Source organism: Pelomonas lactea, from assembly GCF_043555885.1.
GTDB lineage: Bacteria > Pseudomonadota > Gammaproteobacteria > Burkholderiales > Burkholderiaceae_C > Pelomonas > Pelomonas lactea.
On sequence record NZ_JBIGHX010000002.1, the window covers coordinates 329,816 to 354,951 of the forward strand.

General features: G+C 68.7%; 22 protein-coding genes and 1 other RNA gene. 10 read left to right on the plus strand and 13 right to left on the minus strand.

Going from position 1 to position 25,136, the window contains the following annotated elements:
- Window positions 1-68: 68 nt before the first annotated feature.
- The 4 genes from ompA (at window position 69) to ssrA (ending at window position 2,572) form a co-directional block, all read left to right on the plus strand.
- Complete coding sequence (gene ompA / locus ACG04Q_RS05825) at window positions 69-725, plus strand: outer membrane protein OmpA (protein ID WP_394509940.1); 657 nt, start codon at window positions 69-71, stop codon at window positions 723-725.
- A gap of 82 nt (window positions 726-807) precedes the next feature.
- Window positions 808-1,512 (plus strand): bifunctional 2-polyprenyl-6-hydroxyphenol methylase/3-demethylubiquinol 3-O-methyltransferase UbiG, encoded by a 705-nt coding sequence (gene ubiG, locus ACG04Q_RS05830; RefSeq protein WP_394509941.1) that lies wholly within the window; start codon window positions 808-810, stop codon window positions 1,510-1,512.
- Between the two features lie 5 nt (window positions 1,513-1,517).
- Window positions 1,518-2,186 carry an HAD-IA family hydrolase gene (locus ACG04Q_RS05835; RefSeq protein WP_394510473.1) on the plus strand — a complete coding sequence of 223 codons (669 nt, stop codon included), beginning with the start codon at window positions 1,518-1,520 and terminating at the stop codon, window positions 2,184-2,186.
- Between the two features lie 13 nt (window positions 2,187-2,199).
- Window positions 2,200-2,572: a transfer-messenger RNA gene (gene ssrA, locus ACG04Q_RS05840) on the plus strand.
- A gap of 59 nt (window positions 2,573-2,631) precedes the next feature.
- Here ssrA and lexA read toward each other — a convergent pair.
- On the minus strand, window positions 2,632-3,300 hold the full coding sequence (gene lexA, locus ACG04Q_RS05845) for a transcriptional repressor LexA (RefSeq protein WP_394509943.1): 669 nt from the start codon (window positions 3,298-3,300) through the stop codon (window positions 2,632-2,634).
- An 82-nt stretch (window positions 3,301-3,382) separates the two neighbouring features.
- Here lexA and ACG04Q_RS05850 point away from each other — a divergent pair, with 82 nt between their 5' ends.
- Window positions 3,383-4,300 carry an asparaginase gene (locus ACG04Q_RS05850; protein ID WP_394509944.1) on the plus strand — a complete coding sequence of 306 codons (918 nt, stop codon included), beginning with the start codon at window positions 3,383-3,385 and terminating at the stop codon, window positions 4,298-4,300.
- Here ACG04Q_RS05850 and ACG04Q_RS05855 read toward each other — a convergent pair whose 3' ends face one another.
- The 3 genes from ACG04Q_RS05855 to ACG04Q_RS05865 form a co-directional block, all read right to left on the minus strand.
- The gene (locus tag ACG04Q_RS05855; RefSeq protein WP_394509945.1) at window positions 4,301-5,752 is read right to left on the minus strand and encodes an esterase-like activity of phytase family protein; all 1,452 of its coding nucleotides are present in this window, start codon (window positions 5,750-5,752) and stop codon (window positions 4,301-4,303) included.
- Window positions 5,753-5,877: 125 nt separating this feature from the next.
- A complete protein-coding gene (locus ACG04Q_RS05860) occupies window positions 5,878-6,312 on the minus strand; it encodes an organic hydroperoxide resistance protein (RefSeq protein WP_394509946.1) in 435 nt (144 codons plus the stop codon).
- Window positions 6,313-6,356: 44 nt separating this feature from the next.
- On the minus strand, window positions 6,357-6,860 hold the full coding sequence (locus ACG04Q_RS05865; protein ID WP_394509947.1) for a MarR family winged helix-turn-helix transcriptional regulator: 504 nt from the start codon (window positions 6,858-6,860) through the stop codon (window positions 6,357-6,359).
- A gap of 119 nt (window positions 6,861-6,979) precedes the next feature.
- Between ACG04Q_RS05865 and ACG04Q_RS05870 the strand changes: the two genes are divergently transcribed.
- Window positions 6,980-7,339 carry a DUF1304 domain-containing protein gene (locus ACG04Q_RS05870; protein WP_394509948.1) on the plus strand — a complete coding sequence of 120 codons (360 nt, stop codon included), beginning with the start codon at window positions 6,980-6,982 and terminating at the stop codon, window positions 7,337-7,339.
- Window positions 7,340-7,354: 15 nt separating this feature from the next.
- On the opposite strand, the gene ACG04Q_RS05875 is transcribed toward ACG04Q_RS05870, so the two are convergent.
- From ACG04Q_RS05875 to queF, 6 genes are read right to left on the minus strand one after another with little or no spacing between them, the layout of a single operon-like run.
- The gene (locus ACG04Q_RS05875; protein ID WP_394509949.1) at window positions 7,355-9,307 is read right to left on the minus strand and encodes an ATP-binding cassette domain-containing protein; all 1,953 of its coding nucleotides are present in this window, start codon (window positions 9,305-9,307) and stop codon (window positions 7,355-7,357) included.
- Entirely contained in the window at window positions 9,304-10,164 is an 861-nt protein-coding gene (prmB, locus tag ACG04Q_RS05880) for a 50S ribosomal protein L3 N(5)-glutamine methyltransferase (RefSeq protein ID WP_394509950.1), read from the minus strand. The genes ACG04Q_RS05875 and prmB overlap by 4 nt, the downstream gene beginning before the upstream one ends.
- Window positions 10,161-11,324 carry a PilT/PilU family type 4a pilus ATPase gene (locus ACG04Q_RS05885; protein WP_394509951.1) on the minus strand — a complete coding sequence of 388 codons (1,164 nt, stop codon included), beginning with the start codon at window positions 11,322-11,324 and terminating at the stop codon, window positions 10,161-10,163. Before ACG04Q_RS05885 ends, prmB begins: the two co-directional genes overlap by 4 nt.
- 2 nt (window positions 11,325-11,326) lie before the next feature.
- On the minus strand, window positions 11,327-12,151 hold the full coding sequence (dapD, locus tag ACG04Q_RS05890) for a 2,3,4,5-tetrahydropyridine-2,6-dicarboxylate N-succinyltransferase (protein WP_394509952.1): 825 nt from the start codon (window positions 12,149-12,151) through the stop codon (window positions 11,327-11,329).
- Entirely contained in the window at window positions 12,148-13,341 is a 1,194-nt protein-coding gene (gene dapC, locus ACG04Q_RS05895; protein ID WP_394509954.1) for a succinyldiaminopimelate transaminase, read from the minus strand. The genes dapD and dapC overlap by 4 nt, the downstream gene beginning before the upstream one ends.
- Entirely contained in the window at window positions 13,338-13,781 is a 444-nt protein-coding gene (gene queF / locus ACG04Q_RS05900; protein ID WP_394510474.1) for a preQ(1) synthase, read from the minus strand. Before queF ends, dapC begins: the two co-directional genes overlap by 4 nt.
- A 159-nt stretch (window positions 13,782-13,940) precedes the next feature.
- Between queF and smc the strand changes: the two genes are divergently transcribed.
- From smc to paeA, 3 genes are all read left to right on the plus strand, one after another.
- The gene (gene smc, locus ACG04Q_RS05905) at window positions 13,941-17,453 is read left to right on the plus strand and encodes a chromosome segregation protein SMC (protein ID WP_394509955.1); all 3,513 of its coding nucleotides are present in this window, start codon (window positions 13,941-13,943) and stop codon (window positions 17,451-17,453) included.
- Between the two features lie 156 nt (window positions 17,454-17,609).
- The gene (locus ACG04Q_RS05910) at window positions 17,610-18,662 is read left to right on the plus strand and encodes a cell division protein ZipA C-terminal FtsZ-binding domain-containing protein (RefSeq protein WP_394509956.1); all 1,053 of its coding nucleotides are present in this window, start codon (window positions 17,610-17,612) and stop codon (window positions 18,660-18,662) included.
- Window positions 18,663-18,718: 56 nt separating this feature from the next.
- Entirely contained in the window at window positions 18,719-20,026 is a 1,308-nt protein-coding gene (paeA, locus tag ACG04Q_RS05915; protein ID WP_394509957.1) for a polyamine export protein PaeA, read from the plus strand.
- On the opposite strand, the gene ACG04Q_RS05920 is transcribed toward paeA, so the two are convergent.
- Window positions 20,016-21,884, minus strand: coding sequence for a carbohydrate-binding module family 20 domain-containing protein (locus ACG04Q_RS05920; protein ID WP_394509958.1), 1,869 nt, complete (start codon window positions 21,882-21,884; stop codon window positions 20,016-20,018). The genes paeA and ACG04Q_RS05920 overlap by 11 nt on opposite strands.
- Window positions 21,885-22,235: 351 nt before the next feature.
- Here ACG04Q_RS05920 and ACG04Q_RS05925 point away from each other — a divergent pair, with 351 nt between their 5' ends.
- A complete protein-coding gene (locus tag ACG04Q_RS05925) occupies window positions 22,236-22,949 on the plus strand; it encodes a Crp/Fnr family transcriptional regulator (RefSeq protein WP_394509959.1) in 714 nt (237 codons plus the stop codon).
- An 8-nt stretch (window positions 22,950-22,957) separates the two neighbouring features.
- Here the strand turns inward: ACG04Q_RS05925 and ACG04Q_RS05930 are convergent, their stop codons facing one another.
- Together ACG04Q_RS05930 and ACG04Q_RS05935 are read right to left on the minus strand one after the other, a co-directional pair.
- Window positions 22,958-23,266, minus strand: coding sequence for a c-type cytochrome (locus ACG04Q_RS05930; protein ID WP_394509960.1), 309 nt, complete (start codon window positions 23,264-23,266; stop codon window positions 22,958-22,960).
- Between the two features lie 9 nt (window positions 23,267-23,275).
- On the minus strand, window positions 23,276-25,024 hold the full coding sequence (locus ACG04Q_RS05935; RefSeq protein ID WP_394509961.1) for a cytochrome D1 domain-containing protein: 1,749 nt from the start codon (window positions 25,022-25,024) through the stop codon (window positions 23,276-23,278).
- Window positions 25,025-25,136: the final 112 nt, after the last annotated feature.

Genomic DNA, 25,136 nt, shown 5'->3' on the forward strand with positions numbered 1-25,136 from the left:
CTCCTAAGGTTAGAGGTTTGAGTACTGACTCTCGCAGGGCAACTGCGGCATTCCTTGAGAGGAGAATCATGAAGAAACTGAATCGCGTGGCGTCGCTGTTTGCGGTGGCTGCGGTCGCTGTTGCTGCATCTGGCGCATCGGCACAGACCATCGACAACTGGCGCGCAACCGACGGCACCGTCTGGAAGAACGGCACCAACGAATACTGCTGGCGTGACAATTTCTGGACGCCCGCCACGGCTGCCAAGGGCTGTGACGGCGAAATCAAGCCGGCACCCAAGGTCGAACCGCCCAAGCCGGTCGCTCCGCCGCCCCCGGCTCCCGCTCCCGTGGCTCCGAAGCCCGTGACGCCGCCGCCCGCTCCGGTCAGCGAGAAGGTCACTTTCGCTGCTGACGCCTTCTTCGACTTCGACAAGTCGACGCTGAAGCCCGAAGCCACCGCCAAGCTGGATGACCTGGTCAGCAAGACCAAGGGCATCAACCTGGAAGTCATCATCGCCGTGGGCCACACCGACTCCGTGGGCAGCGACGAGTACAACCAGAAGCTGTCGATCCGCCGCTCGGAAGCCGTCAAGGCCTATCTGGTGAGCAAGGGCGTCGAGCCGAACCGCGTCTACACCGAAGGCAAGGGCGAGAAGCAGCCTGTGGCCGACAACAAGACCGCCGAAGGCCGCGCCAAGAACCGCCGCACCGAGATCGAAGTCGTCGGTACGCGCAACAAGTAAGCTCTGCGCCTTCGGGCGCTTTGCGCGAAGCCCCGCACGGCCCGTCCGTCGGGGCTTTTTCCTTTTCTGCATCTGATCCGTCATGACGATCAACGCCGATCCTCAAGAGCTCGCCAAGTTTGGCGAACTGGCCCACCGCTGGTGGGACCCTGAGAGCGACTTCAAGCCGCTGCACCAGATCAACCCGTTGCGCCTGGGCTGGATCCAGCAGCTGTGCCCGCTGGCCGGCAAGCGTGTCGTCGACGTGGGCTGCGGCGGCGGCATACTCAGTGACTCCATGGCTCGCGCAGGCGCCCAGGTGCTGGGCATCGACCTGTCGACCAAGCCGCTGCGCGTGGCCGAACTGCACGCGATGGAGGCCGGCACCGAGGGCGTGGAGTACCGCGAGATTGCCGTCGAGGCGCTGGCCGCCGAGCAGCCCGCGAGCTTCGACGCCGTGACCTGCATGGAAATGCTGGAGCATGTCCCGGATCCGGCCTCCGTTGTGCGTGCCTTGGCGACGCTGGTCAAGCCGGGTGGCTGGGTGTTCCTGTCGACGCTGAACCGCAACGCCAAGTCCTTCCTGCTGGCCATCGTCGGCGCGGAATACGTGTTGAACATGCTGCCCCGGGGCACGCACGAGTACGCACGCTTCCTGAAGCCGTCGGAACTCGCGCAGTTCTGCCGCGACGCTGGCCTGGAACTGCAGTCCAGCCGGGGCCTGACGTACAACCCGCTGACGCAGCGCTACAGCCTGGGCAGCGACACCGACGTCAACTACCTGATCGCCTGCCGGCGCCCGCTGTGAAGCGGCTGGCACCGCGCTGGGCGCATCTGCGTGCGGTGCTTTTCGACCTCGACGGCACGCTGATCGACAGCGCGGCCGACCTCGCCCGCGCGGCCAACACCATGCGCGTCGAGCGCGGGTTGGCGCCGTTGCCGCTGGCGCAGTACCGGCCTCATGGCGGCTCGGGCGCGCGCGGCATGCTGGGCCAGGCCTTCGCCGTGGCGCCCGGGCAGCCGGGCTATGACGCCCTCAAGCGCGAGTTCCTCGATCGCTACGAGGGCCTGATGTACGACAGCACGCAGCCGTTTCCCGGCATCGTGGCGGAGCTGGCCGCACTTGCGGAGGCGGGCCTGGCGTGGGGCATCGTGACGAACAAGGCCGAGCGCTTCGCGCTGCCGCTGACGGCCGCGCTGCGGCTGGGCGCGGCGGTCGTCGTTGGAGGCGACACCACCGGCCATGCCAAGCCGCACCCGGCGCCGTTGCTGGAGGCTGCGCGCCGCCTGGACGTGGCGCCGCAGGCCTGCCTGTACGTCGGCGACGACGAGCGTGACGTGATGGCCGGCCGCGCGGCCGGCATGGCCACCGCGGTGGCGGCCTGGGGCTACCTCGGTCCGCAGGCCCGCTACGCTGACTGGCACGCGGATCTGGAACTGAATGTGCCAGGTGACCTCTTGAAGCGGCTCGGTCTGGCCTAAACTACGCGGTCCTGGGGCCGACCTGGTTTCGACGTGGGTGCGGATCCGGAGTAGGGCATGCCGAGCACCAGTCCGCTCGTAAAACCACTGGAAACAAAGTAACTGCAAACGACTCTACGTTCGCACTCGCCGCTTAATTGCGGATGAGCTTCTCAACGGCAGGCCGATGGGCCGGGCTGAGTTCCGCGAGGGGCAAGGCTGAGAAGTCACTCACATCGGCTGGCGTCTGACCGGGTCACTCGGTGGGGCGTGAGATCAAGTGACTGGCGGGAAAGCTAGCGTGCCACTGCGCGAGTTGACCGTGAGATTCAAATCAGCCGGCTAAGCATGTAGATCTGCCCGGTGATGGCTTGCGGACGGGGGTTCAATTCCCCCCGGCTCCACCATCCAAAACAAAAGGCCTGTGTCGGTGACACGGGCCTTTTTCATTTCCATCGAGCCGGCGTCAATTGAACCCTTGTCCACGAATCAGCCCGACGGCCAGGCCCTCGATGCTGAAATGCTCGTCCTCGCTGACGACGATGGGCTGGAAATCGGCGTTCTCGGGCAGGAGTTCGATGCCACCGGGCCCGCGCTTGAAGCGCTTCACGGTCACTTCCTCGCCGACGCGGGCGACGACGATCTGGCCGTTGCGGGCCTCCTTGGCGGACTGCACCGCGAGCAGGTCGCCGTCGAGGATGCCGATGTCCTTCATGCTCATGCCCTTGACCTTGAGCAGGTAGTCGGGCTTCTTGGCGAACAGGCCAGGCTCGACGGTGTAGGTCTGCTCGACATGCTCCTGCGCCAGGATGGGCGCGCCGGCAGCGACGCGGCCGATCAGCGGCAGCGTGAGCTGCGCCAGACTGGGGATGGGCAGGCTGAACTGGCGGGCGCGGTTGACGGCGCTGAGCGTGTCGGACTTGAGCCGGATGCCGCGGGACGTGCCGCCGACCAGCTCCAGCATGCCTTTGCGGGCGAGCGCCTGCAGATGCTCCTCGGCGGCGTTGGCGGACTTGAAGCCCAGCTCGGCGGCGATCTCGGCGCGCGTGGGCGGGGAGCCGGTGCTCTCGATCGCGTGGCGGACCAGGTCGAAGATCTGCTGCTGGCGGGCGGTAAGCTTGGGTTGGTCTTGCACGGGCGGCCTTTTTGTTGGGCTGGTTGTGTATCCAGTATCTGTATTTTTATCCAGGAATCGAAAATTGCAAACCCTTGAGCCCTTGATCGTCATTCTCGGCACGGGCGGCACGATTGCCGGCACCGCGCAGAGCGCCGCGGATGGCGTGGGCTACACGGCAGCGCAGCTGCGTGTGGAGGACTTGCTGGCCGCCGTGCCGACGCTGGCCGGGCGGCGCTTGGAGGCGCACCAGGTGGCGCAGCTGGACAGCAAGGACATGGATGTGGCGACGTGGCAGGCGCTGGCCGCCGCGGTGCAGGCGCAGCTGGAGCGGCCCGAGGTCGGCGGCATCGTCATCACCCACGGCACGGACACGCTGGAGGAAACCGCTTACCTGCTGCACCGCGTGGTGGCGCCGGCCAAACCCGTGGTGCTGACGGCGGCGATGCGGCCGGCGACGGCGCTGGTACCCGATGGGCCGCAGAACCTGGCGGATGCCGTGCAGGTGGCGGCCACGCCGGGCGCAGCGGGCGTCGTCGTGGCGTTCGCGGGGCGGGTGCACGACGCGCTGCAGGTGCGCAAGACGCACAGCTACCGCGTCGATGCGTTCGAGTCGACGGACGGCGCGCTGGTGGCGCGGGTGGAGGAGGGCGCCGTGCGCGTGCTGGGCTGCTGGCCCACGGGCGAGGCGTTGGGCCTGGCACGCATCGCTGCGCCGGCGGCGGACTGGCCGCGCGTGGACATCGTGCTGAACCACGCCGGCGCGGACGGCTGCGTCGTGCGGGCGCTGCTGGCGGCGGGCGTGGACGGCATCGTGGCCGCCGGCACCGGCAACGGCACGCTGGCGCGGCCGCTGGAGATGGCGCTGCGCGACGCGCAGGCCGCCGGCGTGCGCGTGCTGCGCAGCACGCGCTGCGATGCCGGGCCGGTGATGGACCTGCCCGGCCTGCTGCCGTCGGCCGGCGCGCTGAGCCCGGTCAAGGCGCGCATCGAGCTGATGCTGGCCTTGCTGGCACGCTGATCAGGCGCGGCGCTGACGCCGGGCCCAGGCCAGCACGCCCAGGCCGGCCAGCAGCATCGCGTAGGTCTCGGGCTCGGGCACCGGCGCGGTGTAGCCGGCGATGTCGGCAGTGTAGCTGTGCAGTACGCCGGGCAGCAGCTGGTAAGCGCTGGTCAGCGTGGCGCCCAGCGACGTGGCCGTGGAGAAGCAGCCGGTCGTCGTCCCCACGGGACACTGGATGGACGACGCGAACGGGTCCGACTTCGTCACGTCCAGGTAGACGTCGAACTGCGTGCCGCTGCCGTTCTGCGTGACGCTGTAGTCGTTGTCGGTGCCGGCCAGGATGACGTACTTGCCGTTGGCCAGCTGCGGGCCGATGGCCAGGCCTTCCCACTTCTCGGGCGACTTGTTGCCCAGCGCGGCCAGCGTGTTGGCGTCCAGGTCGATGACCTTGGCGCCCTTGGCGGCGGCGATGACGCCGGCCGGCAGCAGGCCGCTGGCGGGCAGGTTGAGGCCGGACACGTCGGTGGCGGTGCTCAGGTCCACCTCGAAGACGTTCTTGTCGGGGCTGGCCACCGTGGCGCCGATGCCGATGCCGCGGTTGTTGCGCTCCAGCACGAGGAAGCGGTTGGCGTCGATGGCCACCAGTGCCGAGATGCCGCGGCCCTGGCCCGAGCTGTTCAGCTGGTAGGCGTACTGGCCGACGGCCTCGCCGGTGGTGGTGTCGTACTTGACGATGCGGGTGTACTGGCCGCGCGTGCCAGAAGCGGCGTCGTAGCCATCGGTGACGGTGCCGTTCTGCAGCATCGCGAACGCGTAGCGGCCGTCGGGCGTGATGGCCAGCGCCTCCAGGCCGCGGTTGCCTTCGCGGCCGCTGGTCAGTTGCGGCGAGCTGCCGGCAGGCGCCAGCGCGTTGTAGTTGACGCTGCTGCCGGCCTTGGGCACGAGGTTGGCCGGCGTGGCGTACTGGCGCACCAGCTGGCCGCTGCGGTTGAACTCGTAGACCGAGGGGCCGTACTCGTCGCTGACCAGCAGGTTGCCGGTGACGGGGTTGACGACGATGCCTTCGGGGTCGAAGGACTTGCCCAGCAGGCTTGGCGTGTCGGGCGCCAGGCCGGTCAGCGCGATGCTGGCGCTGGTGAACTTGACGGTCTGCTGGATCTTGAAGTTGGAGATCGCGCCGGTGTTGGCGTTGATGTCCAGCGTGAAGCGCTGCACGCGCGTCTCGTAGGGCAGCGTGCCGCCGCCGGGGCCGCGGTCGGACAGGCCCCACCATTCGTTGCGGGCGCGGTCGTAGTAGATGTCGGAGAAGAAGCCGACGCGGCGGTCGAAGTCGCTGCCGCTCGACAGGTCCAGCGTATTGCCGGCGATGGTGATGCCGTTGACGAAGCTGACGTTGCTGACCGACGTGGCCGCAGCGGCCGAGGCGCTGGCGATGGCGGTCAGCGTGAGCAGAGAAGCTCGGAAGAACATGGGGCCCCCAGGACGTTGCTTTGTTGAAAGAACGCCGGAGGCTAGGCAGGGCTTGTGAAAAGCCCGTGACGGCGCCCCAGGCGCACCCCGCACTCGCGTGAGCGGGGGAACCCGGGGCCGCGCGATCAGACGATGGTCAGCGTGACGTCGACGTTGCCGCGGGTGGCGTTGGAGTAGGGGCAGACCTCGTGGGCCGTGGCCACCAGGGCTTCCAGCTGGGCGCGGTCCATGCCGGGCACGGAGATCTTCATGTCGACCTGGATGCCGAAGGCGCCGGGCTTGTTGGCGTGCGGGCCGATGGCGACGTCGCTGGTGATGCTGACCTCGGCCGGCAGCGCGATCTTCTGGCGGGCCGACACGGCCTTCATCGCGCCGATGAAGCACGCAGAGTAGCCGGCCGCGAACAGCTGCTCGGGGTTGGTGCCGAAGGCGCCGTCGCCGCCCAGCTGCTTGGGCGTGGTCAGCACGGCGTCCAGCGCGCCGTCGGAGGACTTGGCGGTGCCGGCGCGGCCGCCGGTGGCGGTGGCGGTGGCGGTGTAGAGGGCTTTTTCGATGGCCATGGTGAGCTCCTTGGGGGTGGGGGAACGGGAAGGGGTGAGGCGCGTCAGGCCGCCTCGGTGGCCGCAGTCAGCTGACTGCGCAATTCGTGCAGGCGCTGCGTCAGCAGTGCGAGTTCGTGCAGGTCGCAGGCGCTGGCGCAGGCCAGCTGGCCGGGGATGTCCAGCGCCTGGCGGCGCAGCTTGCGCCCGGCGGGCGTCAGGAAGATGTCGACGCGGCGCTCGTCATCCCGGGCGCGGCGGCGCTCGATGTGGCCCAGCGTCTCCAGGCGCTTGAGCAACGGCGTGAGGGTGCCGGAGTCCAGCGACAGCCGCTGCCCCAGTTGGCCGACGGCCAGTCCGTCGCTCTCCCACAACACCAGCATCGCGAGGTACTGCGGGTAGGTCAGGCCCAGAGGCGCCAGCAGCGGCTTGTAGAGTTTGGTCATCGCGAGCGAGCTGCTGTAGAGCGCGAAGCACAGCTGGCGGTCCAGCTGCAGCCATTGCTCCCGCGGGTCGGCGGCCGGGGTGGCGTCGGCAGCGGAGGCGGTGGTGGGCTTGCGGCGTGGCATGGGTTAAGAATGTAGGTGGCAATTAAATTGCACACAATCAAAATGGTCTTTCTGGTGACAGCCGGCGCGCCGACGGTCTGCGACCATGCGTGTCAAATCAACTTCAAGAGGAGAGGGCCATGCAGACCCTGGCTTTGGTGCTCGCAACGCTGCTCGCGCTGCTGCACGTCTACATCCTGGTGCTGGAGATGTTCTTCTGGACCAAGCCGCTGGGGCGCCGCGCCTTCGGGCTGAAGGCGGATTTCGCCGAGCAGAGCAAGGCGCTGGCGGCCAACCAGGGGCTGTACAACGGCTTCCTGGCCGCGGGCCTGGCCTGGGGCGTGATGCAGGGTGCGGCCGCAGGCCGGCCCTGGATGATCTTCTTCGCGGGCTGCGTGGTGGTGGCCGGCGTGTTCGGCGCGGCCACCGCATCGCGCAAGATCCTGTTCGTGCAGGCGCTGCCCGGCGCGCTGACGCTGGCGGCCGCGCTGGCGGCCTGATCGGACGTCAGGCGCTCAGGCGGACAGCGCCTCGATCTGCTCGCCCAGCTCCAGCCAGCGCATCTCGTCGGCTTCCAGCTGGTCGGCAATCGCCTTCAGGCGCTTGCCCATCTCGGCGATGGCCGAGGCCGCGGCGCCTTCGGCCAGTTGCGCCTCAATCTCCGCGCGCTCCGCGGCCAGCGCGTGCATGCGCTTGTCGATGGCCTCCATCTCCTTGCGCAGCGGCCGCGTCTGCTCGGCGATCTTTGCGCGCGCCTGGCCCGAGGCCTTGCGGTCCTCGCGCGGCGCGGGCGCGGGCGCCGGGGCTGAGGCGGCTGCCGCCTTGGCCGGCGCCGGGGCCGCTGCCCCCTTCTTGGCCGCACGGGCGGCTTCCTTGCTCTGGTCCAGCAGCCAGCGCTGGTAGTCGTCCAGGTCGCCGTCGAACGGCTTGACCGCGCCGTCGGCCACCAGCCAGAACTCGTCGCAGACCTCGCGCAGCAGCGCGCGGTCGTGGCTGACCAGCATCACCGTACCCTCGAACTCGTTCAGCGCCAGCGACAGCGCCTCGCGCGTGTTCAGGTCCAGGTGGTTGGTCGGCTCGTCCAGCAGCAGCAAATTTGGCCGCTGCCACACCAGCATCGCCAGCACAAGGCGCGCCTTCTCGCCGCCGGACAGGCTGCCGACCTGCTGGTTGACCATGTCGCCGGTGAAGCGGAACTGGCCCAGGAAGTCGCGCAGCTCCTGTTCGCGGCCTTGCGGGCCGACCTCGCGGGCCAGGCGCACCATGTGCTCGAGAGGCCCTTCGTCCAGGCGCAGCACGTCAAGCTCCTGCTGCGCGAAGTAGCCGATGGACAGGCCCTTGCCCTCGGTGAGCTTGCCGCCCATGGGCGCCTGCGCGCGGGCGATGGTCTTGACCAGCGTGGACTTGCCCTGGCCGTTGGCGCCCAGGATGCCGATGCGCTGGCCGGCCAGCACGGAGCGGTCCACGCCGCGCACGATGATCTTGTCGCCCTCATCGGTGCGGTAGCCGGCGTTGAGTTCGTCGAACATCAGCATCGGATTGGGCAGGTTCAGCGGCTCGCGGAACTCGAAGTTGAAGTCGGCCGATGCCAGCACCGGCGCGAGCTTCTCCATGCGCTCCAGCGCCTTCACGCGGCTCTGCGCCTGCTTGGCCTTGCTGGCCTTGGCCTTGAAGCGGTCGATGAACTTCTGCAGGTGGGCGACCTTTTCCTGCTGCTTGGCGTACGCGGCCTGCTGCAGCACCATGCGCTCGGCGCGCTGGGTCTCGAAGCTGGTGTAGTTGCCGCCGTAGCGCACCAGCTTGCCTTCGTCCAGATGCAGCGTGACCTTGGTGATCGCGTCGAGGAACTCGCGGTCGTGGCTGATGATGATCAGCGTGCCGTCGTAACGCTGCAGCCAGGCTTCCAGCCAGACGAGGGCGTCCAGGTCCAAGTGGTTGGTGGGCTCGTCCAGCAGCATCAGCTCGGCCGGGCACATCAGCGCGCGGGCCAATTGCAGGCGCATGCGCCAGCCGCCGGAGAAGCTGTTGACCGGGGCGTCGAGCTGCTCGGTCTTGAAGCCCAGGCCCATCAGCAGCGCCTGCGCGCGCGAGCGGGCGTCGAAGGCGCCGGCATCGGCCAGCGCCGCGTGCGCGTCGGCCATCGCGTGGCCGTCCTCGGCGGCTTCGGCCTCGGCCAGTGCAACGCGGGCGGCCACCAGCGTCAGGTCGCCCTGCAGCACGTAGTCGGTCGCGCCGTCATCGGTCTCGGGCATGTTCTGGGCGACTTCGGAACGGCGCCAGTGCTTGGGTACTTCCACCTCGCCGCGGTCGTTGGAGAGGCGGCCAGTCAGCAGCGCGAACAGGCTGGACTTGCCGGCGCCGTTGCGGCCCACGAGGCCGATCTTCTCGCCGGGCTGCAGCGTGGCGGAGGCGTTGTCGAGGACGACCTTGACGCCGCGGCGCAGGGTGATGTCGCGGAGAGTGATCACAGCAGGTTTTCTTTCGTCACCAGCAGCACATGGTCGGCGCCGGAGGAGGTTTCCATCCAGACGACTTCGAGCTCTGGAAATGCCGCCTCGAAGAACGGGCGCTCGTTGCCGATCTCCAGCACCAGCACACCGTCGTCGTTGAGCGCGGCGGGCGCGGCGCGCAGCAGCTGGCGGATGAAGTCCATGCCGTCCGTGCCGCCGGCCAGCGCCAGCTCGGGCTCGGCGCGGTACTCGGCGGGCAGGGCGGCCATGCTGGCGCTGTTCACGTAGGGCGGGTTGCAGAGGATCAAGTCGTAGGTGCCATCGGCGCCGGCCAGGCCGTCGCCCTGCAGCAGTCGGATGCGGGACGCCAGGTCGTGGCGCTCGACGTTCAGCTTCGCCACGGCCAGCGCATCGGCGCTGAGGTCCAGCGCGTCGACGTCGACGTCCGGCCACGCCATCGCTGCCAGCACGGCCAGGCTGCCGTTGCCGGTGCACAGGTCCAGCACGCGGCGGCTGGCCGGGTTCAGCCAGGGGTCGATGCTGGCGTCGGCGATCAGCTCGGCAATGAAGCTGCGCGGCACGATGGCGCGCTCGTCGATGGTGAACGGCACGCCCTGCAGCCAGGCCTCGCCGGTCAGGTAGGCCGCGGGCTTGCGGGTCGCGATGCGTTCGTCGATGAGCGCCGTGATGGCGGCGACCTCGGCGCTGGTCAGCTCGCGGTCCTCGTGCTCGTCCAGCTCGTCCAGCGGCAGGCCCAGGCGCCACAACGCCAGCCACGCGGCCTCGTCGAACGCATTCGTCGTGCCATGGCCAAAAAACAAGCCCGCCTGGGTCAGGCGGGCGGCTTGGGTGTCAATGCAGTCGATCAGCTTCAAGTGCCGCGGACGTCCAGGGTGATTTCGGTGAAGCTGGCTTCATCGCCAGCCTTCTCTTCCTTGCGCGGCGCGGTCGCGAGCCGCGCGCCGGGCGCCTCGTTCTGCAGCCGCCACAAGAGGTTGGTGGGCGAGTCAGCGAAGGCCAGGCCTTCCTCGCGGGTGATGGTGCCGTCGGTGATGAGCTTGGCGAAATGCTCTTCGTAGGTCTGCGAGCCCTCGGCGATGGACTTCTCCATGGCCTCTTTCACGCCGGTGAAGTCGCCCTGCTCGATGAGCTCGGCCACCAGCTTGGAGTTCAGCAGGATCTCCAGCACCGGCACGCGGCCGCCGGCGGTTGCACGCACGAGGCGTTGCGACACGACGGCCTTCAGGCCCGCGGCCAGGTCGTTGAGCAACGCCGGGCGGGACTCGGGTGTGTAGAACGACAGGATGCGGTTCAGCGCGTGGTAGGTGTTGTTGCCGTGCAGTGTGGCCAGCACGAGGTGGCCGGACAGCGAATAGCTGATGGCCGCCGTCATGGTCTCGCGATCGCGGATCTCGCCGATGAGGATGCAGTCCGGCGCCTGGCGCAGCGCGTTCTTCAGCGCGATCTGCAGCGACGCGGTGTCACGGCCGATCTCGCGCTGGTTGACGACCGAGCGCTTGTTGCTGAACAGGTACTCGATCGGGTCCTCGATGGTGAGGATGTGCCCGGTCATGGTCTGGTTGCGCAGCTCCAGCATGCTGGCCAGCGTCGTGCTCTTGCCGGTGCCGGTCGCGCCCACCATCAGAATCAGCCCGCGCTTCTCCTTGATCATGTTGCCCAGGATGGGCGGCAGGCCGAGGCTCTCCATCGTCGGGATGTCGTGCGGGATGTGCCGGAACACGCCCGCGATGGACCCGCGCTGGCGGAAGCCCGACAGCCGGAAGCTGCCCACGCCACTGACCGACACGGCCATGTTCAGCTCGCCGGAGCTGTCCAGCTCCGACAGGCTGGCGGGGTCGATGACCTCGGAGATGAGCTGGCGCGGCTGAGGTGGCGTCAGGAGCTGGTCGGACAGCTGCACCGTCTGCCCGTTGATGCGGATCAGCACCGGCATGTTGGCCGACAGGTAGCAGTCCGACGCACCCTTGTCGGCCATCAGCCGCAGGATGCGCTCCATGTTGCCGCTGGTGGCCATGCTCAGGCGCGCAGCAGTTCGTTGATGCTCGTCTTCGAGCGGGTTTGCGCGTCGACGCGCTTCACGATGATGGCGGCGTACAGGCTGTAGCGGCCGCCGTCCTTGGGCAGCGAGCCCGAGATGACGACGGAGCCGGCCGGGATGCGGCCGTAGCTGACGGTGTCGGTCGCGCGGTCGTAGATCGGCGTGCTCTGGCCGATGTAGACGCCCATGGAGATGACCGAGTTCTCCTCGACGATGACGCCTTCGACCACCTCGGAGCGGGCGCCGATGAAGCAGTTGTCTTCGATGATGGTCGGGTTGGCCTGCAGCGGCTCCAGCACGCCGCCGATGCCGACACCGCCCGACAGGTGCACGTTCTTGCCGATCTGCGCGCAGGAGCCGACGGTGGCCCAGGTGTCCACCATGGCGCCTTCGTCGACGTAGGCGCCGATGTTCACGTAGCTGGGCATCAGCACGACGTTCTTCGCCTGGAAGCTGCCGCGGCGGGCGACGGCCGGCGGCACCACGCGCACGCCGGTGGCGCGCAGCTCGGCTTCGCTCATGCCGGCGAACTTGGTGGGCACCTTGTCGAAGAAGGTCAGGTCCTTGTCGCCCATCAGGCGGTTGTCGTTCAGGCGGAACGACAGCAGCACCGCCTTCTTGATCCACTGGTGCACGGTCCACTGGCCCACACCCTCACGGGTGGCCACGCGCAGGCGGCCTGCATCCAGCTCGGCGATGACGTGCTCGACCGCCTGGCGCACTTCCGGCGCGTTGACGGGGTCGAGCGACGTGCGGTTGTCCCAGGCGAGGTCAATCGTGCTTTGGAGTTCGGCGGTGTTCATGCGAGAGAGGTCGTGAAAGAGACGATGCGGCGGGCGGCTTCCAGGCATTCGGCCTCGTCGGCCACGAGGGCCAGGCGGATGCGCCCGGCGCCGGGATTGCTGCCGTGCGCCGGGCGGGCCAACAGGCTGCCCGGCAGGACCGCGAGATTGTATTGAGCGAGCAACCCTTGAGCGAAGGCGATGTCGTTACCACCTGGAACGGCGGCCCACAGGTAGAAGCCGGCGTCGGGCAGCGCCACGTCCAGCACCTCGGCCAGCAGCGGCGTCACGTCGGCGAACTTCCGCCGGTAGCGCGCGCGGTTGTCGACGACATGCGCCTCGTCGTTCCAAGCCGCGATGCTTGCGGCCTGGACCAGGGGGCTCATCGCACTGCCGTGGTAGGTGCGGTAGAGCAGGAACTTCTTCAGCAGCGCCGCGTCGCCGGCCACGAAGCCGGAGCGCAACCCCGGCACGTTGGAGCGCTTGGACAGCGACGTGAACGCGATGAGGTTCTTGAAGTCGCTGCGGCCGAGCTTGGCCGCCGCCTCCAGGCCACCCAGCGGCGCCTCGTCACGGAAATAGATCTCCGAATAGCACTCGTCGGACGCGATGACGAAGCCGTGCCGGTCGCTCAGCTCGAACAGCGTCTGCCACTCGGCGAGCGGCATCACCGCGCCGCTGGGGTTGCCGGGCGAACAGACGTACAGCAGCTGCGTCCTGGCCCAGGTGGCGTCGGTGATCTGCGACCAGTCCACCGCGAAGTTGCGCGCCGGGTCGGCGTTGGCGTAGGCCACGTCGGCGCCGGCCAGCAGCGCAGCGCCTTCGTAGATTTGATAGAAGGGGTTGGGGCAGACGACCGTGGCGCCGGCGCGACTGCCGTCCACCACCGTCTGCGCGATGGCGAACAGCGCCTCGCGCGAGCCGTTGACCGGCAGCACCTGCGTGGCCGCGTTCAGCGCCAGCCCGTAGCGGCGCTGCAGCCAGCCGGCAATGGCTTCGCGCAGCGCGGGCGTGCCGGCCGTGGCGGGGTAGCCGGCCAGCTGCGGCATCGCAGCCTGGATGGCCTCGCCGATGAACGCGGGGGCGGGGTGGCGGGGCTCGCCGATGCCCAGCGAGATCGGTGCGAAATCCGGGTTGGGCCGGATGTCGGCCGTCAGCTGCTTCAGGCGTTCAAACGGATAAGGGTGCAGCCGGTCAAGCAGCGGATTCATGCGCCCAGCATCCCCGACTCGAAGCCATGCGTCGGCAGGTCCACGCGCGGCGCGGGCGTCCAGCCGGGCTTGCGGTGCTCGGCGACGACGTTGGTGTAGATGCCGCCGCGCACGTACCACTTGGCCGTGATGCGGATGAAGCGCGGGTCGGTGACCTTGACGATGTCGTCCAGGATCTTGTTGGTGACCTTCTCGTGGAAGGCGCCCTCGTTGCGGTAGCTCCAGAAGTACATCTTCAGGCTCTTGAGCTCCACGCAGAGCTCGTCCGCGATCATGTCGATCGTGAAGTGCGCGAAGTCCGGCTGGCCGGTCAGCGGGCAGTGGCAGGTGAACTCGGGCACCTGGAACTGGATGACGTAGTCGCGCTCGGGATTCGGGTTCGGGAAGACCAGGATGTCCTTGCTGGGCTTGCTCGGCGGGTTCGGGGGCACCTCGCGCATCTTGGGCTTGTTCTTCTTTGCGGGTTCAGCAGCGGACTTCTTGGTGGCCATGGCAGTGAGGCGTTCTGGGAGGGGGCGAATGCTATCATCCGGCCCCGCTGAAGCGCCTGGAAAGGGCGCTTTTCTTTAGCCAAATCAAGGGCTTACCTCGCGACCTCCATGCGGCTGAACTCGATCAAGCTCGCCGGCTTCAAGTCCTTCGCCGAACCCACCACCTTCCAGCTGCCGGGGCAGCTCGTGGGCGTCGTCGGGCCCAATGGCTGCGGCAAGTCCAACATCATGGATGCGGTGCGCTGGGTGCTGGGCGAGAGCAAGGCCAGCGAGCTGCGTGGCGAGTCCATGCAGGACGTCATCTTCAACGGCTCGGGCAACCGCAAGCCGGCGGGGCGCTCCAGCGTGGAGCTGGTGTTTGACAACAGCAGCGCGCGCGCCGGCGGTCCGTGGAACCAGTTCACCGAGATTGCCGTCAAGCGCGTGCTGACGCGTGACGGCACCAGCAGCTACTTCATCAACAACCAGCCGGTGCGTCGCCGCGACGTGCAGGACGTGTTCCTCGGCACAGGCCTGGGCCCGCGCGCCTACGCCATCATCGGTCAGGGCACCATCTCGCGCATCATCGAGAGCAAGCCCGAGGAGATGCGGCTGTTCCTCGAAGAGGCCGCGGGTGTCTCCAAGTACAAGGAGCGCCGCCGCGAGACCGAGAACCGGCTCAAGGACACGCGCGAGAACCTGACCCGCGTCGACGACATCCTGCGCGAGCTGAACGCCAACCTCGAGAAGCTGGAGCGCCAGGCCGAGGTGGCGGCCAGCTACCGCAGCCTGCAGGATGCCGGCACGCTGAAGCTGCACCAGCTCTGGTGGCTGAAGCTGCGCGACGCCGGCAACGAGGCCACGCGCGTGAAACTGGCCCACGCCGACGCGCAGACGGCGCTGGAGGCCCGCACCGCCGAGCTGCGCGCGGTGGAGGCCGAGCTGGAGGAAGTGCGCCAGCAGCACTACGCCGCCGGCGACGAGCTGCATGCGTCACAAGGCCGATATGCCGAGGCGCAGCTGGAGGTGAGCCGGCTGGAGGAGCGCATCCGCTTCGTCGTCGAGAGCCGCAACCGCGCCCAGGCTCGCCTGGCCGAGCTGCATGCGCAGGACCAGCAGTGGCGCGCGCGCGTCGAGGAGTCGGCAGCGGAGCTGGAAGGCATCGCCGAGCAGATCGCCGGCGCCGACGAGCAGAGCGAGATCCTGGCCGCGCAGGCCGAGGAACAGCAGGCCCAGTTGCCCAACAGCGAGGACGCCGTGCGGGCCGCGCAGGCCCGCGCCAACGAGCAGCGCGCGCTGGTGGCCCAGGTACAGCAGCAGATCCAGGTGCTGGCCGCCGAGAGCCGCAGCGTGGACGAGCAGGTCAAGGCACTGCGCCAGCGCGAGGATCGGCTGAGCGCCGAGTCGCGCTCGCTGGGCGCGCCTGACCATGACGCGCTGGCCGCGCTGCACGAGCGCAGTGCTGCGGCCGACGAGGCGCGCGAGCTGTCGGAAGGCCGGCTGCAGGAACTCGCCGAGCAACTGCCTCAGCTGGAAGAGCAGCGCCGCGCCGCCCAGCAGGATGCCAATGCGCAGCTGGCCCGCCAGTCGGAGTTGACGGCCCGCCTGGAGGCGCTGAAGGCGCTGCAGGAAAAGGTGCAGACCGAGGGCAAGCTCAAGCCCTGGCTGGCTAAGCACGGCCTGGACGGGCTGCAAGGCCTGTGGACCAAGCTGCATATCAGCCAAGGCTGGGAGAACGCACTGGAGGCCGCGCTGCGCGAGCGCATGGGCGCCCTGAGCGTGGGCCGGCTGGAGACGGTGCGCGCCTTCGAGCAGGACGCGCCGCCAGCCCGGCTGGCTTTCTATTCGACACCGTCGGGCGCCATCGCCAACACGCACGAGACGCTGCCCACGCTGACGTCCCTGCTCAAGCTGGACGATGCCGGCCTGGTGGCGCTGCTGAACGACTGGCTGGAGGGGGTCTACACCACGCCGACGCTGGACGAGGCGCTCGCCGCACGCGACCGGCTGACGCACGGCGAGCTGATCCTGACGCCGCAAGGCCATGCGGTGGGCCAGTTCTCGGTCACGTTTTACGCGCCCGACTCCGAGCAGGCTGGCCTGCTGGCGCGCGCGCAGGAGATCGAGCAGCTGACGACCGCGCAGCGCGCGCAGAACCTCGTGGCCGACGAGGCCCGCATCACGCTCACGCGGCTGGAGCACCAGTTCAACGATGCCAACGGCCGCCTCACCGCGCTGCGCCGTGAGGCCAGCGAGGCGCAGACGCGCGCGCACCAGCTGCAGGTCGAGCTGCTGCGCCTGACGCAACAGGCCGAAGCCAGCCAGCAGCGCCGCAGCGCGTTGGACGCCGAGCTGGCCGAGATCACCGAGCAGCAGGAGGCGCTGCAGGAGCGCCGCGCGGTGGGCGAGGCGCGCTTCGAGGAGCTGGACATCCAGCTGGGCGACGCGCAGCAGCGCCATGCCGAGCTGGAGGACGGCGTCATCGCTGCCGAGCGCAAGCTGGCCGATGCGCGCGAGCAGCTGCGCACGCTGGAGCGCCGCGCCCAGGAGGCGCGCTTTGCCACGCAGACGCTGGCCGCCCGCCGCGGCGAGCTGCAGCGCGGCATCGAGACCGCGCAGGCGCAGATCGCCACCGTCGCCACGTCCGCCGCCAGCCTGCAGGCCGAGCTGGACGGCTTCAACGACGCCGCCGCCGAGGCCGGACTGCAGGATGCGCTGGCGCTGAAAGTCGAGCGCGAGGGGCAGCTGGCCGCCGTGCGCGCCAACTACGACGACCTCAGCTTGCGCCTGCGCAAGGCCGACGAGCAGCGCCTGACCTTCGAGCGCAGCCTGGACCCGCTGCGCGAGGCCATCACCAAGCTGCAGCTGGAAGAACAGGCCGCGCAGCTGGGCGGCGCGCAGTACCGCGAGCAGCTGGAAGCCGCGGCCGTGGACCAGGAGGCGCTGGCCAGGTCCATCGAAGAGAACGGCGTCAAGCTGTACGGCCTGCAGGGCGAGATCGACCGCATCAACCGCGAGATTGCCGCGCTGGGTGCCGTCAACCTCGCTGCGCTGGACGAGCTGACCGCGGCGCGCGAGCGCAAGACCTTCCTCGACTCGCAGTGCACCGACCTGAACGCCGCCATCAAGACGCTGGAAGACGCGATCCACAAGATCGACCTGGAGACGCGCGACCTGCTGGGCTCGACCTTCAACCAGGTCAACGAGCACTTCGGCCGCATGTTCCCCGAGCTGTTCGGCGGTGGGCAGGCGCGGCTGGTGATGACGGGCGAGGAAATCCTGGACGCCGGCGTGCAGGTCATGGCCCAGCCGCCAGGCAAGAAGAACAGCACCATCCACCTGCTGTCAGGCGGCGAGAAGGCGTTGACGGCGATCGCGCTGGTGTTCGCGATCTTCCAGCTCAACCCCGCGCCGTTCTGCCTGCTCGACGAGGTGGATGCGCCGCTGGACGACGCCAACACCGAGCGCTACGCCAAGCTCGTCAGCAAGATGAGCAGCGGCACGCAATTCCTCTTCATCTCGCACAACAAGATCGCGATGGAAATGGCTGAACAACTGATTGGGGTGACGATGCAGGAGCAGGGCGTCTCGCGCATCGTCGCGGTGGACATGGACAAGGCGCTGGCCATGGCGGAGTCGTGAGCCCCTCGCCCGGTCTTGCCGCGCTGAGAGCGGGCAAGCCCGGTCGGTCCCCCGTGGGGACGGCGATGCAAGCGGCGTCCAGCCTCTTGCACATCGCCAGACGGGCCGGCTTGGGAGCGGCCCGGCGCTCGGCCCGAATGCAGAATGGATGAATAGATGAGCGTCTCTCTGACTGAACTTCTCGCGATGGCCGGAGGCGTGGTGCTCGCCGGTGTCGTGGCCCATGGCGCCTGGACGGCGCGCAAGGCCGGCCCCAAGCGCGCCGTGCCGCCGATGGAAGAGCCCAGCTTCGATGCGCCGCCGGCAGCGGCCGAGACCGATGCCGTGGTCGAGCCGGATGCCCTGGACGTGAACCTGCCCGCCGTGGCCCGGCCGGTGCGCCGGCCGTCGGCCCGCATCGACGCGCTGATCGACGCCATCGCCACCATCACCGTCGAGCATCCCGCCGCGGGCGAGCTGGCGCTGCAGCACCAGCCCGGCAGCCGCCGCGCAGGCACCAAGCCGTTCCAGATCGAGGGCCTGAACGCCGAGACCGGCGACTGGGAGCTGCCCGCGCCGAGGCGGCGCTACAGCGAGTTCCAGGCCGGCCTGAAGATGGCCAACCGCAGCGGCGCGATGACCGAGATCGAGTATTCGGAGTTCGTGCAGAAGATCCAGGCCTTTGCCGACGGCATCGGCGGCTTCGTGCAGTTCCCCGACATGCTGGACGTCGTGGCCCGCGCCCGCGAGCTGGACCAGTTCGCCGCCAGCCATGACGCGCAGCTGGCGCTGCTGTTGCGCGCCCGGGCCACGGCGTGGACGCCGGGTTTCGTGCAGCAGTCCGCCGCGCGGCATGGCTTCGTGGCCGGCGCGCTGCCGGGGCGGCTGGTGCTGCCGTCGGTGGAAGAGGGCGCGCCGCCGGTGCTGACGCTGCAGTTCGATGCCCAGGCCGCGCTGGCGGAGGACCCCGAGGCGCTGTCGCTGCGCGAGCTGACGCTGGCGCTGGACGTGCCGCAGACCCCCGCCGAGGCCGAGCCGTTTGCGGCGTGGCAGGAGGCCGCCCGCGCGCTGGCGCGCGACCTGGAGGCCGAGGTCTGCGACGACCGCGGCCAGGTGCTGGGCCTGCACGCGTTCGCGGCCATCGATGTCGAGCTGAAGAAGCTGTACGAGGCGCTGGCCGAGCGCGACCTGGCCGCCGGCTCGCCGGCCGCGCGGCGGCTGTTCAGCTGACCGCCGGGGCGGTGGCGGGCCGCTAAACTGAAACGCCCCAACCCCGCGGAGCCCGCTTGAGCTTCAGCCTGCTGCTGATTGCCCTCCTGATCGCCGCCAGCGCCTTCTTCTCGATGGCCGAGCTGTCGCTCGCGGCATCGCGGCGGCTCAATCTGCAGCAGCGCGCCGACGGCGGCGACGCCCGCGCGGCCCGCGTGCTGGCCGTGCAGGCGCACCCGGGTGACTACTTCACCGTCGTGCAGATCGGCGTCAACACCGTCGCCATCCTGGCCGGCATCGTCGGCGAGGGCGCGTTCACGCCTCATTTCGAGGCGGCGCTGAAGCTGGCGGTGGCGCCCGAGCTGGCGGCCACGCTGGGCTTCGCGGCCTCCTTCGTCAGCATCACGACGCTGTTCATCGTCATGGCCGACCTGGTGCCCAAGCGGCTGTCCATGAACGAGCCCGAGCGCGTCGCGATGGCGCTGGTGGGGCCCATGCTGATGCTGTGCCGCGTGCTGAAGCCACTGGCCTGGGCCTTCAGCGGCATCACGGAGGGGCTGATCCGGCTGCTGGGTCTGCCAGCCAAGCGCGACGAAACCATCAGCTACCGCGACATCCTGGCGCTGACCGAGGCGGGCTACCAGGCCGGCGTCGTCGCGGACGAGGAGCAGCAGGTCATCGAGAACGTGTTCGAGCTGGACACGCGCACCGTCGAGACGGTGATGACCAACCGCGAGCGCATCGTGTTCTTCTCGCGCGACGACGACGACGCGCTGATCCGCAACCGCATCGCCGACACGCCGCACTCGACCTACCTCGTCTGCGATGGCGACATCGACCAGATCGTCGGCTACGTGGACGCGACCGACCTGTTCCAGCGCGTGCTGCGTGGCGAGCGGCTGTCGCTGCGCGAGGACGGCGGCGTGCTGGTCAAGAAGGTGCTCATCGTGCCGGACCGGCTGACGCTGTCGGAGATGCTGACGCAGTTCCGCGACGCGCACGAGGACTTCGCGGTCATCGTCAACGAGTACAGCCTGGTCGTGGGCGTCGTCACGCTCAACGACGTGATGAGCACCGTCATGGGCGCGCTGGTGGCGCCGCACGACGAGGAGCAGATCGTGCGCCGCGAGGACGGCTCGTTCCTGGCGGACGGCATCACGCCCATCCCCGATGTCGAGCGCGCGCTGGGCATCTCGGGCTGGCCGCGCGCCGGCACGTACGACACGCTGGCCGGCTTTCTGATGGCGATGCTGCGCCGCATCCCGCGCCGCACGGACGTTGTCGAGTGGGAAGGCTGGCGCTTCGAGGTCGTCGACGTGGACAGCTACCGCGTGGACCAGGTCATGATCACCGCGGCAGCGCCCGCCGGCTCGGTCAGAACTTGAAGTTGCCGTCGCTGCGCGACTGCGTGGCTCCGCTGGCGCAGCTCGTGAACTCGCGGTTGCCGCTGCCGGTGGCCTGGTTGCTCTCCCACACGGCCGTGGAGCCATTCCACTTCACGTACTTGTACTGGATGGCCGTGCCGGCCGGCAGGTTGACGGTGCCCGTCCACGGCACGTTGGCGCCGGAGCCCTGGATGGTCAGCGCGAAGCCCGAGGCCGGCGCCCACGATCCCAGGCCGCTGACGCTGCCGACGACGCGCAGGTTCTGGCCCACCACCGTGTTCGCGTTGGCGATGGTGAACGTCACCGCGCAGTTGCCAGTGCCGCCACCGCTGCTGGTCTTCTGGCCCGTGTAGATCGCCACGGCCGGGTTGCCGCCGCTGTTGTTGGCGGGCACCGTGAAGCTCGCGTTGCCGCTGGCGTCCACGGTCACCGAGTCGGCCGTGCAGCCGGTGCCGGCCGCGTTCTTGGTGCCGTTGATGACGTTGCAGTAGGTGCCTGCGGCCAAGCCGGTGGCGAACGTGCGCGTCCAGGCGCTGCCGCTGTTGTTCAGCGCGACGAAGCCGACGTTGCCGCGGCTGAACGCGACCTGATTGCCGTTGTTGCCAACAATCCAGTTCTGCTGCGCCTGACCGATGGCGGCGTTGCGGAAGCCCACCATGTTGGCCAGCGGCGTCCAGCGGTGCGCGAAGTCCCACACCACGTTGATCTGCGGCACGCCGCCGCTGTAGGGGCTGGCGGTGGGGCGGTCGGCGTCGGTGTTGCTGAACTTGAAGCCCGAGTACAGCTGGCTCTCGCCGTAGCCCTGGGCCAGCATGAAGATGTTGGCCAGCGTGTAGCGCTGGTTGGCGCCGTCGTTGCCGGCGGCGTTGTTGATGTTCAGCGAGCCGCCGTTGCGTTCGGTGTCCCAGTTGGTGATGAAGACCGTGGCGTTCTGCGGCTGGATGAAGCCCCAGCTGCCGCCCCAGTTGCCCCAGGTGCCCATCACCGACGGGATGCTGGCCAGGTTGAGGCCGTTGTTGTTGCGGAACACGTCGCGCATGGCCGACGTGAACTGGAACTCGTTGAGCGTGCCGATGGGGAAGTAGCTGGGCCGGTCCACCTCGCCGTCGTTGATGATTTCCTGCGTGACCCAGATCGGCTCGCCCTGCAGCGTCTTGGGATAGGCCGCCTTCACGTTGCTCATGATCGCGGTCCAGGCGCTGGCAGGCATGTGCTTGGCCGCATCGATGCGGAAGCCGTCGATGCCCATGGCCAGCAGCGCCTTCAGGTAGTTGGCGATCTGCCCCTGCACGTAGCTGCTCTCGGTGGCCAGGTCGGGCAGGCCGCCCAGGCGGCAGTTCTGCACGTTGCTGCGGCCGGCGGGCGTGTCGTAGTCGCTGCCGTTGATGCTGCAGTTGGCGTGGAAGTCGCTGGCGCTGAAGAAGGGGTAGCTCAGCGTGGCGGCGTTCCAGGTCGAGCCGTCGGTGGCGGTGCCGCTGCCATCGGCCATCTGGTTGACGACGATGTCGGCGTAGACGCGCACTCCCGCCGCGTGGCAGCTGTTGATCATGCTTTGCAGCTGGGCCGGCGTGCCCATGCGGCTGGTGAGGTTCACGTAGTTCACCGGCTGGTAGACGCCCCACCAGCCGTTGGCATTCTTGGACGCGTGCGGCGGCGAGATCTGCACGCCGCCGAAGCCCTTGGGGCCGAGCCACTGCGTGCATTCGGTGGCGATGTCGGGCCAGCTCCACTCGAACATCTGCACGGACGTCGAGTTGGGGTTCAGCGCCTGGGCCGGCGCGGCGAGGGCGGCGAGCGCCGCGGCGGCGGTGGCTGTCAGGGCGTGGGCGAGCCGGCGGCTCGAGGGCAGCTTGTGCATGGTTTGTCTCCGGTGTGTTGCTGCCGCCCTCGGTGCGGGGCGGCTGTGGCCGGCCGATCGACTGCATGCCCTGGCCGCCTTGCCGGGCTTGCCGGCAAGTGGCCGAACTCTAGACATCGACCGGCAAAAGAAACGTAGGAAAACTACCAATCATTCAACAATTCCCCTAGAAGACGAATTGTTTCGGTTGGAAGCCGGCGGGATTGCGTTTTCGGCTGCTTGTGTTGATTTGTAGTTTTGCAACTTTACTGGCGAATTTCTGTGCCGTCCACGGCAGTTCAGGCGCGGACGGATGCTCGCAAGCGCTTGTCTTGATGCGGATCAACCAGGCCTGGCGCATCAGCCCGCAGCATGCGCTCCCGACCCGACGCCGCCATGCTCGCCCCCTTCAACATCCCCCAGTTCCTGCGCAGCCAACCCCTGTTCGTCGATGTGGACGAGGCCGCGCTGCAGCGTCTGGCGGCGAGCTGCCGGTTGGCGGCGGCGGCGCGTGGCGAACCGGTGCTGTGGGCTGGTGCGCGCTGCGACGCGGTCTTCATCGTGGCTCGCGGCCAGGTGCGGCTGTACATGACGGCACCGAATGGCAACGAGAAGGTCATCGAGCTCGTTGGCCCCGGCCAGAGCTTTGCCGAGGCGCTGGTGTTCATGGAGCGGCCCTGCCCGGTGCATGCCCAGGCTCTGCAGGACACGCTGCTCGTGCAGGTGCCGCGGCAGGCACTGCTGCAGGAGGTGCAGCACGACGCGGCGTTCGCGATGGGCATGCTGGCGGGCCTGTCGCGCCGGCTGCACGGCCTGGTGCAGGACGTGCAGGCCAGCGCGCTGCAGTCGGGCCTGCAGCGCGTGGTGGGCTATCTGCTGCGCGACGTGAACCCGGACGAGCCGGGGCCCGCGGTGGTGAGCCTGCCCGCGGCCAAGGCGACGGTGGCGTCGCTGCTGTCGCTGACGCCCGAGTATTTCTCGCGCGTGCTGCACGAGCTGGAAAGCGCCGGCCTGCTGCGCATCGCGCGGCGTGACATCCATCTGCCCGACCCCGCAGCGCTCGCGCGCCACGTGGCCGGGGCGTAGTCAGCGCCTCACAGCGCCAGTACCCACTCCAGCGCCGCCTTCAGGTCGGCATCGGCGATTTTGTCGGCGCCGCTGGGCGGCATCGGGATGGGCCCCCAGACGCCCTTGCCGCCCTTGCGCACCTTGTCGGCGAGTTGCGCGGCAGCATCCTTCTGGCCGCGGTACTTGGCGGCGATGTCCTTGAAGGCCGGGCCGACGAGCTTCCTGTCCTGTGCATGGCAGGCCACGCAGCCGGCCTTGTTCAGGGCCTCGTCGGGGCCGGCATGCGCGGCACCGGCCAGGGCCAGCAGCGCGGTGATGAGCAGCGTCTTTCTCATGGTGCGACCTCAATAGATGTCTTGCTGGGTGTTGTTGACGTTGAAGTGGCCGGTGGGCGTGATCAGGCGTGGGTCCTTGATGACGGCCTTCAGCTTGAGCGTCTTGTCGTCCACCACGACGAGGGCGGACTGCTTGTCCTTGGCCGACCAGACCGAGAACCACACCTCGTCACCCGCCTTGTTGAACTCCGGCTGCACGACGCGCTTGGCGCCGTCGTCGGTCAGGCCCGCCCACTGCGCGATGGGCAGCACCTTGTAGCCCTTGTCGAGCGCCTTCACGTTGAACACCGCCACCGATTGCGCCACCGCCGGATCAGGGTTGAGCGGCGTGTCCACGTACAGATGCTCGCTCTTGGGGTGGCTCTTGAGGAACAGCGATCCGCCACCCTGACCCTTCAGCGTGGCGACCACCTTGAAGGCCTGGGCCGGGTGCTTGACGGGGTCGGTGCCGATCAACGAGATCGTGTCGTCGCCGAGGTGGCCGGTACTCCAGACCGGGCCGTACTGCGGATGCACGAAGTTGGCGCCGCGGCCCGGATGCGGGATCTTGCCCACGTCGATGAGCTTGGCCAGCTTGCCTTCCTTCAGGTCAACGGCCGCAATCTTGTTGCTCTGGTTGGCCGCCACCATGAAGTAGCGATGCGTGGAGTCCAGCCCGCCGTCATGCAGGAAGCGCGCGGTGCCGATGGTGGTCACCTTCAGCGCGTCGACGTTGCTGTAGTCCACCAGCAGCGTCTGCCCGGTCTCCTTCACGTTGACGACGAACTCGGGCTTGTAGTGGCTCGCGACGATGGAGGCCACGCGCGGCTCGGGGTGGTACTCCTGCTTGTCGACCGTGTTGCCGCGGGTGGAGACGATCTTCAGCGGCTCCAGCGTGTCGCCCTTCATGATCGTGTACTGCGGCGGCCAGTAGCTGCCGGCAATCGCCAGCTTGTCCTCGAAGCCCTTGAACTTGCTCGTGTCCACCGAGCGGGCCTCCAGCCCCACGCGCACCTCGGCGACGTTGTCGGGCTTGGCCATCCACAGGTCGATCATGTTGATCTTGGCGTCCCGCCCGATCACGTACAGGTAGCGGCCGGACGCCGACGTGCGCGAGATGTGCACCGCATAGCCGGTCTTGACGATGTTGATGATCTGCTTGGTGTCGCCGTCGATCAGCGCCACCTCGCCGGTGTCGCGCAGCGTGGTGCTGAAGATGTTGGCGATGTTGAAGGCGTTCTCCTTCTTCTTCGGCCGCGCCTCGGGCGGCACGATGACCTTCCACGTGGCCAACATGTCGGCCATCGAGAACTCGGGCGGCGTCGGCGGCTCGTGCTGGATGTAGCGGGCCATGATGTCCACCTGCTCCTCGGTCATCTCGCCGCTGGTCTGCCAGTTGGGCATGCCGGCGGGGCTGCCGTAGGCGATGAACACCTTCAGGTAATCGGTGCCCTTGGCCGTCGTGATGTCGGGCGTCAGCGGCTTGCCGGTGGCGCCCTTGCGCAGCACGCCGTGGCAGCCGGCGCAGCGCTCGAAGTAGATGCGGCGGGCCACATCGAACTCGGCCTGCGTCATTGCCGGTGCCTTGGGGTTGCGGCTCTCCACCATGGGCACGGCACCCACGGGCGAGGGGCCGGAGTGGTACTTCACCTCGGCGGGCAGCACGTCCTTCTTGGCGGCATCGGCCGGGGCCTGCGCCATCGCGGCGAGCGGCCAGGCGAACAGCAGGCTGGCGGCCAGCAGCGCGACGCGCGGAAGGCGGGGGAGGGCGGATCTCATCGGAACTCCTTGCAGTGGGAATGGCCCCATGCTCGAAGCAGCCGTGCGCGGCTTCCTTGACCGGGTTCAAGTTTTTGGCCACGTTGCGGGTGTGTTGACGTGGATCAAGCCG

What these genes read in the sequence shown, in the direction of transcription:
- ompA (WP_394509940.1), top strand. Translation starts at nt 69, where the DNA reads ATGAAGAAACTGAATCGCGTGGCGTCGCTGTTTGCGGTGGCTGCGGTC.
- ubiG (WP_394509941.1), top strand. Translation starts at nt 808, where the DNA reads ATGACGATCAACGCCGATCCTCAAGAGCTCGCCAAGTTTGGCGAACTG.
- ACG04Q_RS05855 (WP_394509945.1), bottom strand. Translation starts at nt 5,752, where the DNA reads ATGTTCTTCCGAGCTTCTCTGCTCACGCTGACCGCCATCGCCAGCGCC.
- ACG04Q_RS05860 (WP_394509946.1), bottom strand. Translation starts at nt 6,312, where the DNA reads ATGGCCATCGAAAAAGCCCTCTACACCGCCACCGCCACCGCCACCGGC.
- ACG04Q_RS05865 (WP_394509947.1), bottom strand. Translation starts at nt 6,860, where the DNA reads ATGCCACGCCGCAAGCCCACCACCGCCTCCGCTGCCGACGCCACCCCG.
- ACG04Q_RS05870 (WP_394509948.1), top strand. Translation starts at nt 6,980, where the DNA reads ATGCAGACCCTGGCTTTGGTGCTCGCAACGCTGCTCGCGCTGCTGCAC.
- ACG04Q_RS05885 (WP_394509951.1), bottom strand. Translation starts at nt 11,324, where the DNA reads ATGGCCACCAGCGGCAACATGGAGCGCATCCTGCGGCTGATGGCCGAC.
- dapD (WP_394509952.1), bottom strand. Translation starts at nt 12,151, where the DNA reads ATGAACACCGCCGAACTCCAAAGCACGATTGACCTCGCCTGGGACAAC.
- dapC (WP_394509954.1), bottom strand. Translation starts at nt 13,341, where the DNA reads ATGAATCCGCTGCTTGACCGGCTGCACCCTTATCCGTTTGAACGCCTG.
- queF (WP_394510474.1), bottom strand. Translation starts at nt 13,781, where the DNA reads ATGCGCGAGGTGCCCCCGAACCCGCCGAGCAAGCCCAGCAAGGACATC.
- smc (WP_394509955.1), top strand. Translation starts at nt 13,941, where the DNA reads ATGCGGCTGAACTCGATCAAGCTCGCCGGCTTCAAGTCCTTCGCCGAA.
- ACG04Q_RS05910 (WP_394509956.1), top strand. Translation starts at nt 17,610, where the DNA reads ATGAGCGTCTCTCTGACTGAACTTCTCGCGATGGCCGGAGGCGTGGTG.
- ACG04Q_RS05920 (WP_394509958.1), bottom strand. Translation starts at nt 21,884, where the DNA reads ATGCACAAGCTGCCCTCGAGCCGCCGGCTCGCCCACGCCCTGACAGCC.
- ACG04Q_RS05925 (WP_394509959.1), top strand. Translation starts at nt 22,236, where the DNA reads ATGCGCTCCCGACCCGACGCCGCCATGCTCGCCCCCTTCAACATCCCC.
- ACG04Q_RS05930 (WP_394509960.1), bottom strand. Translation starts at nt 23,266, where the DNA reads ATGAGAAAGACGCTGCTCATCACCGCGCTGCTGGCCCTGGCCGGTGCC.
- ACG04Q_RS05935 (WP_394509961.1), bottom strand. Translation starts at nt 25,024, where the DNA reads ATGAGATCCGCCCTCCCCCGCCTTCCGCGCGTCGCGCTGCTGGCCGCC.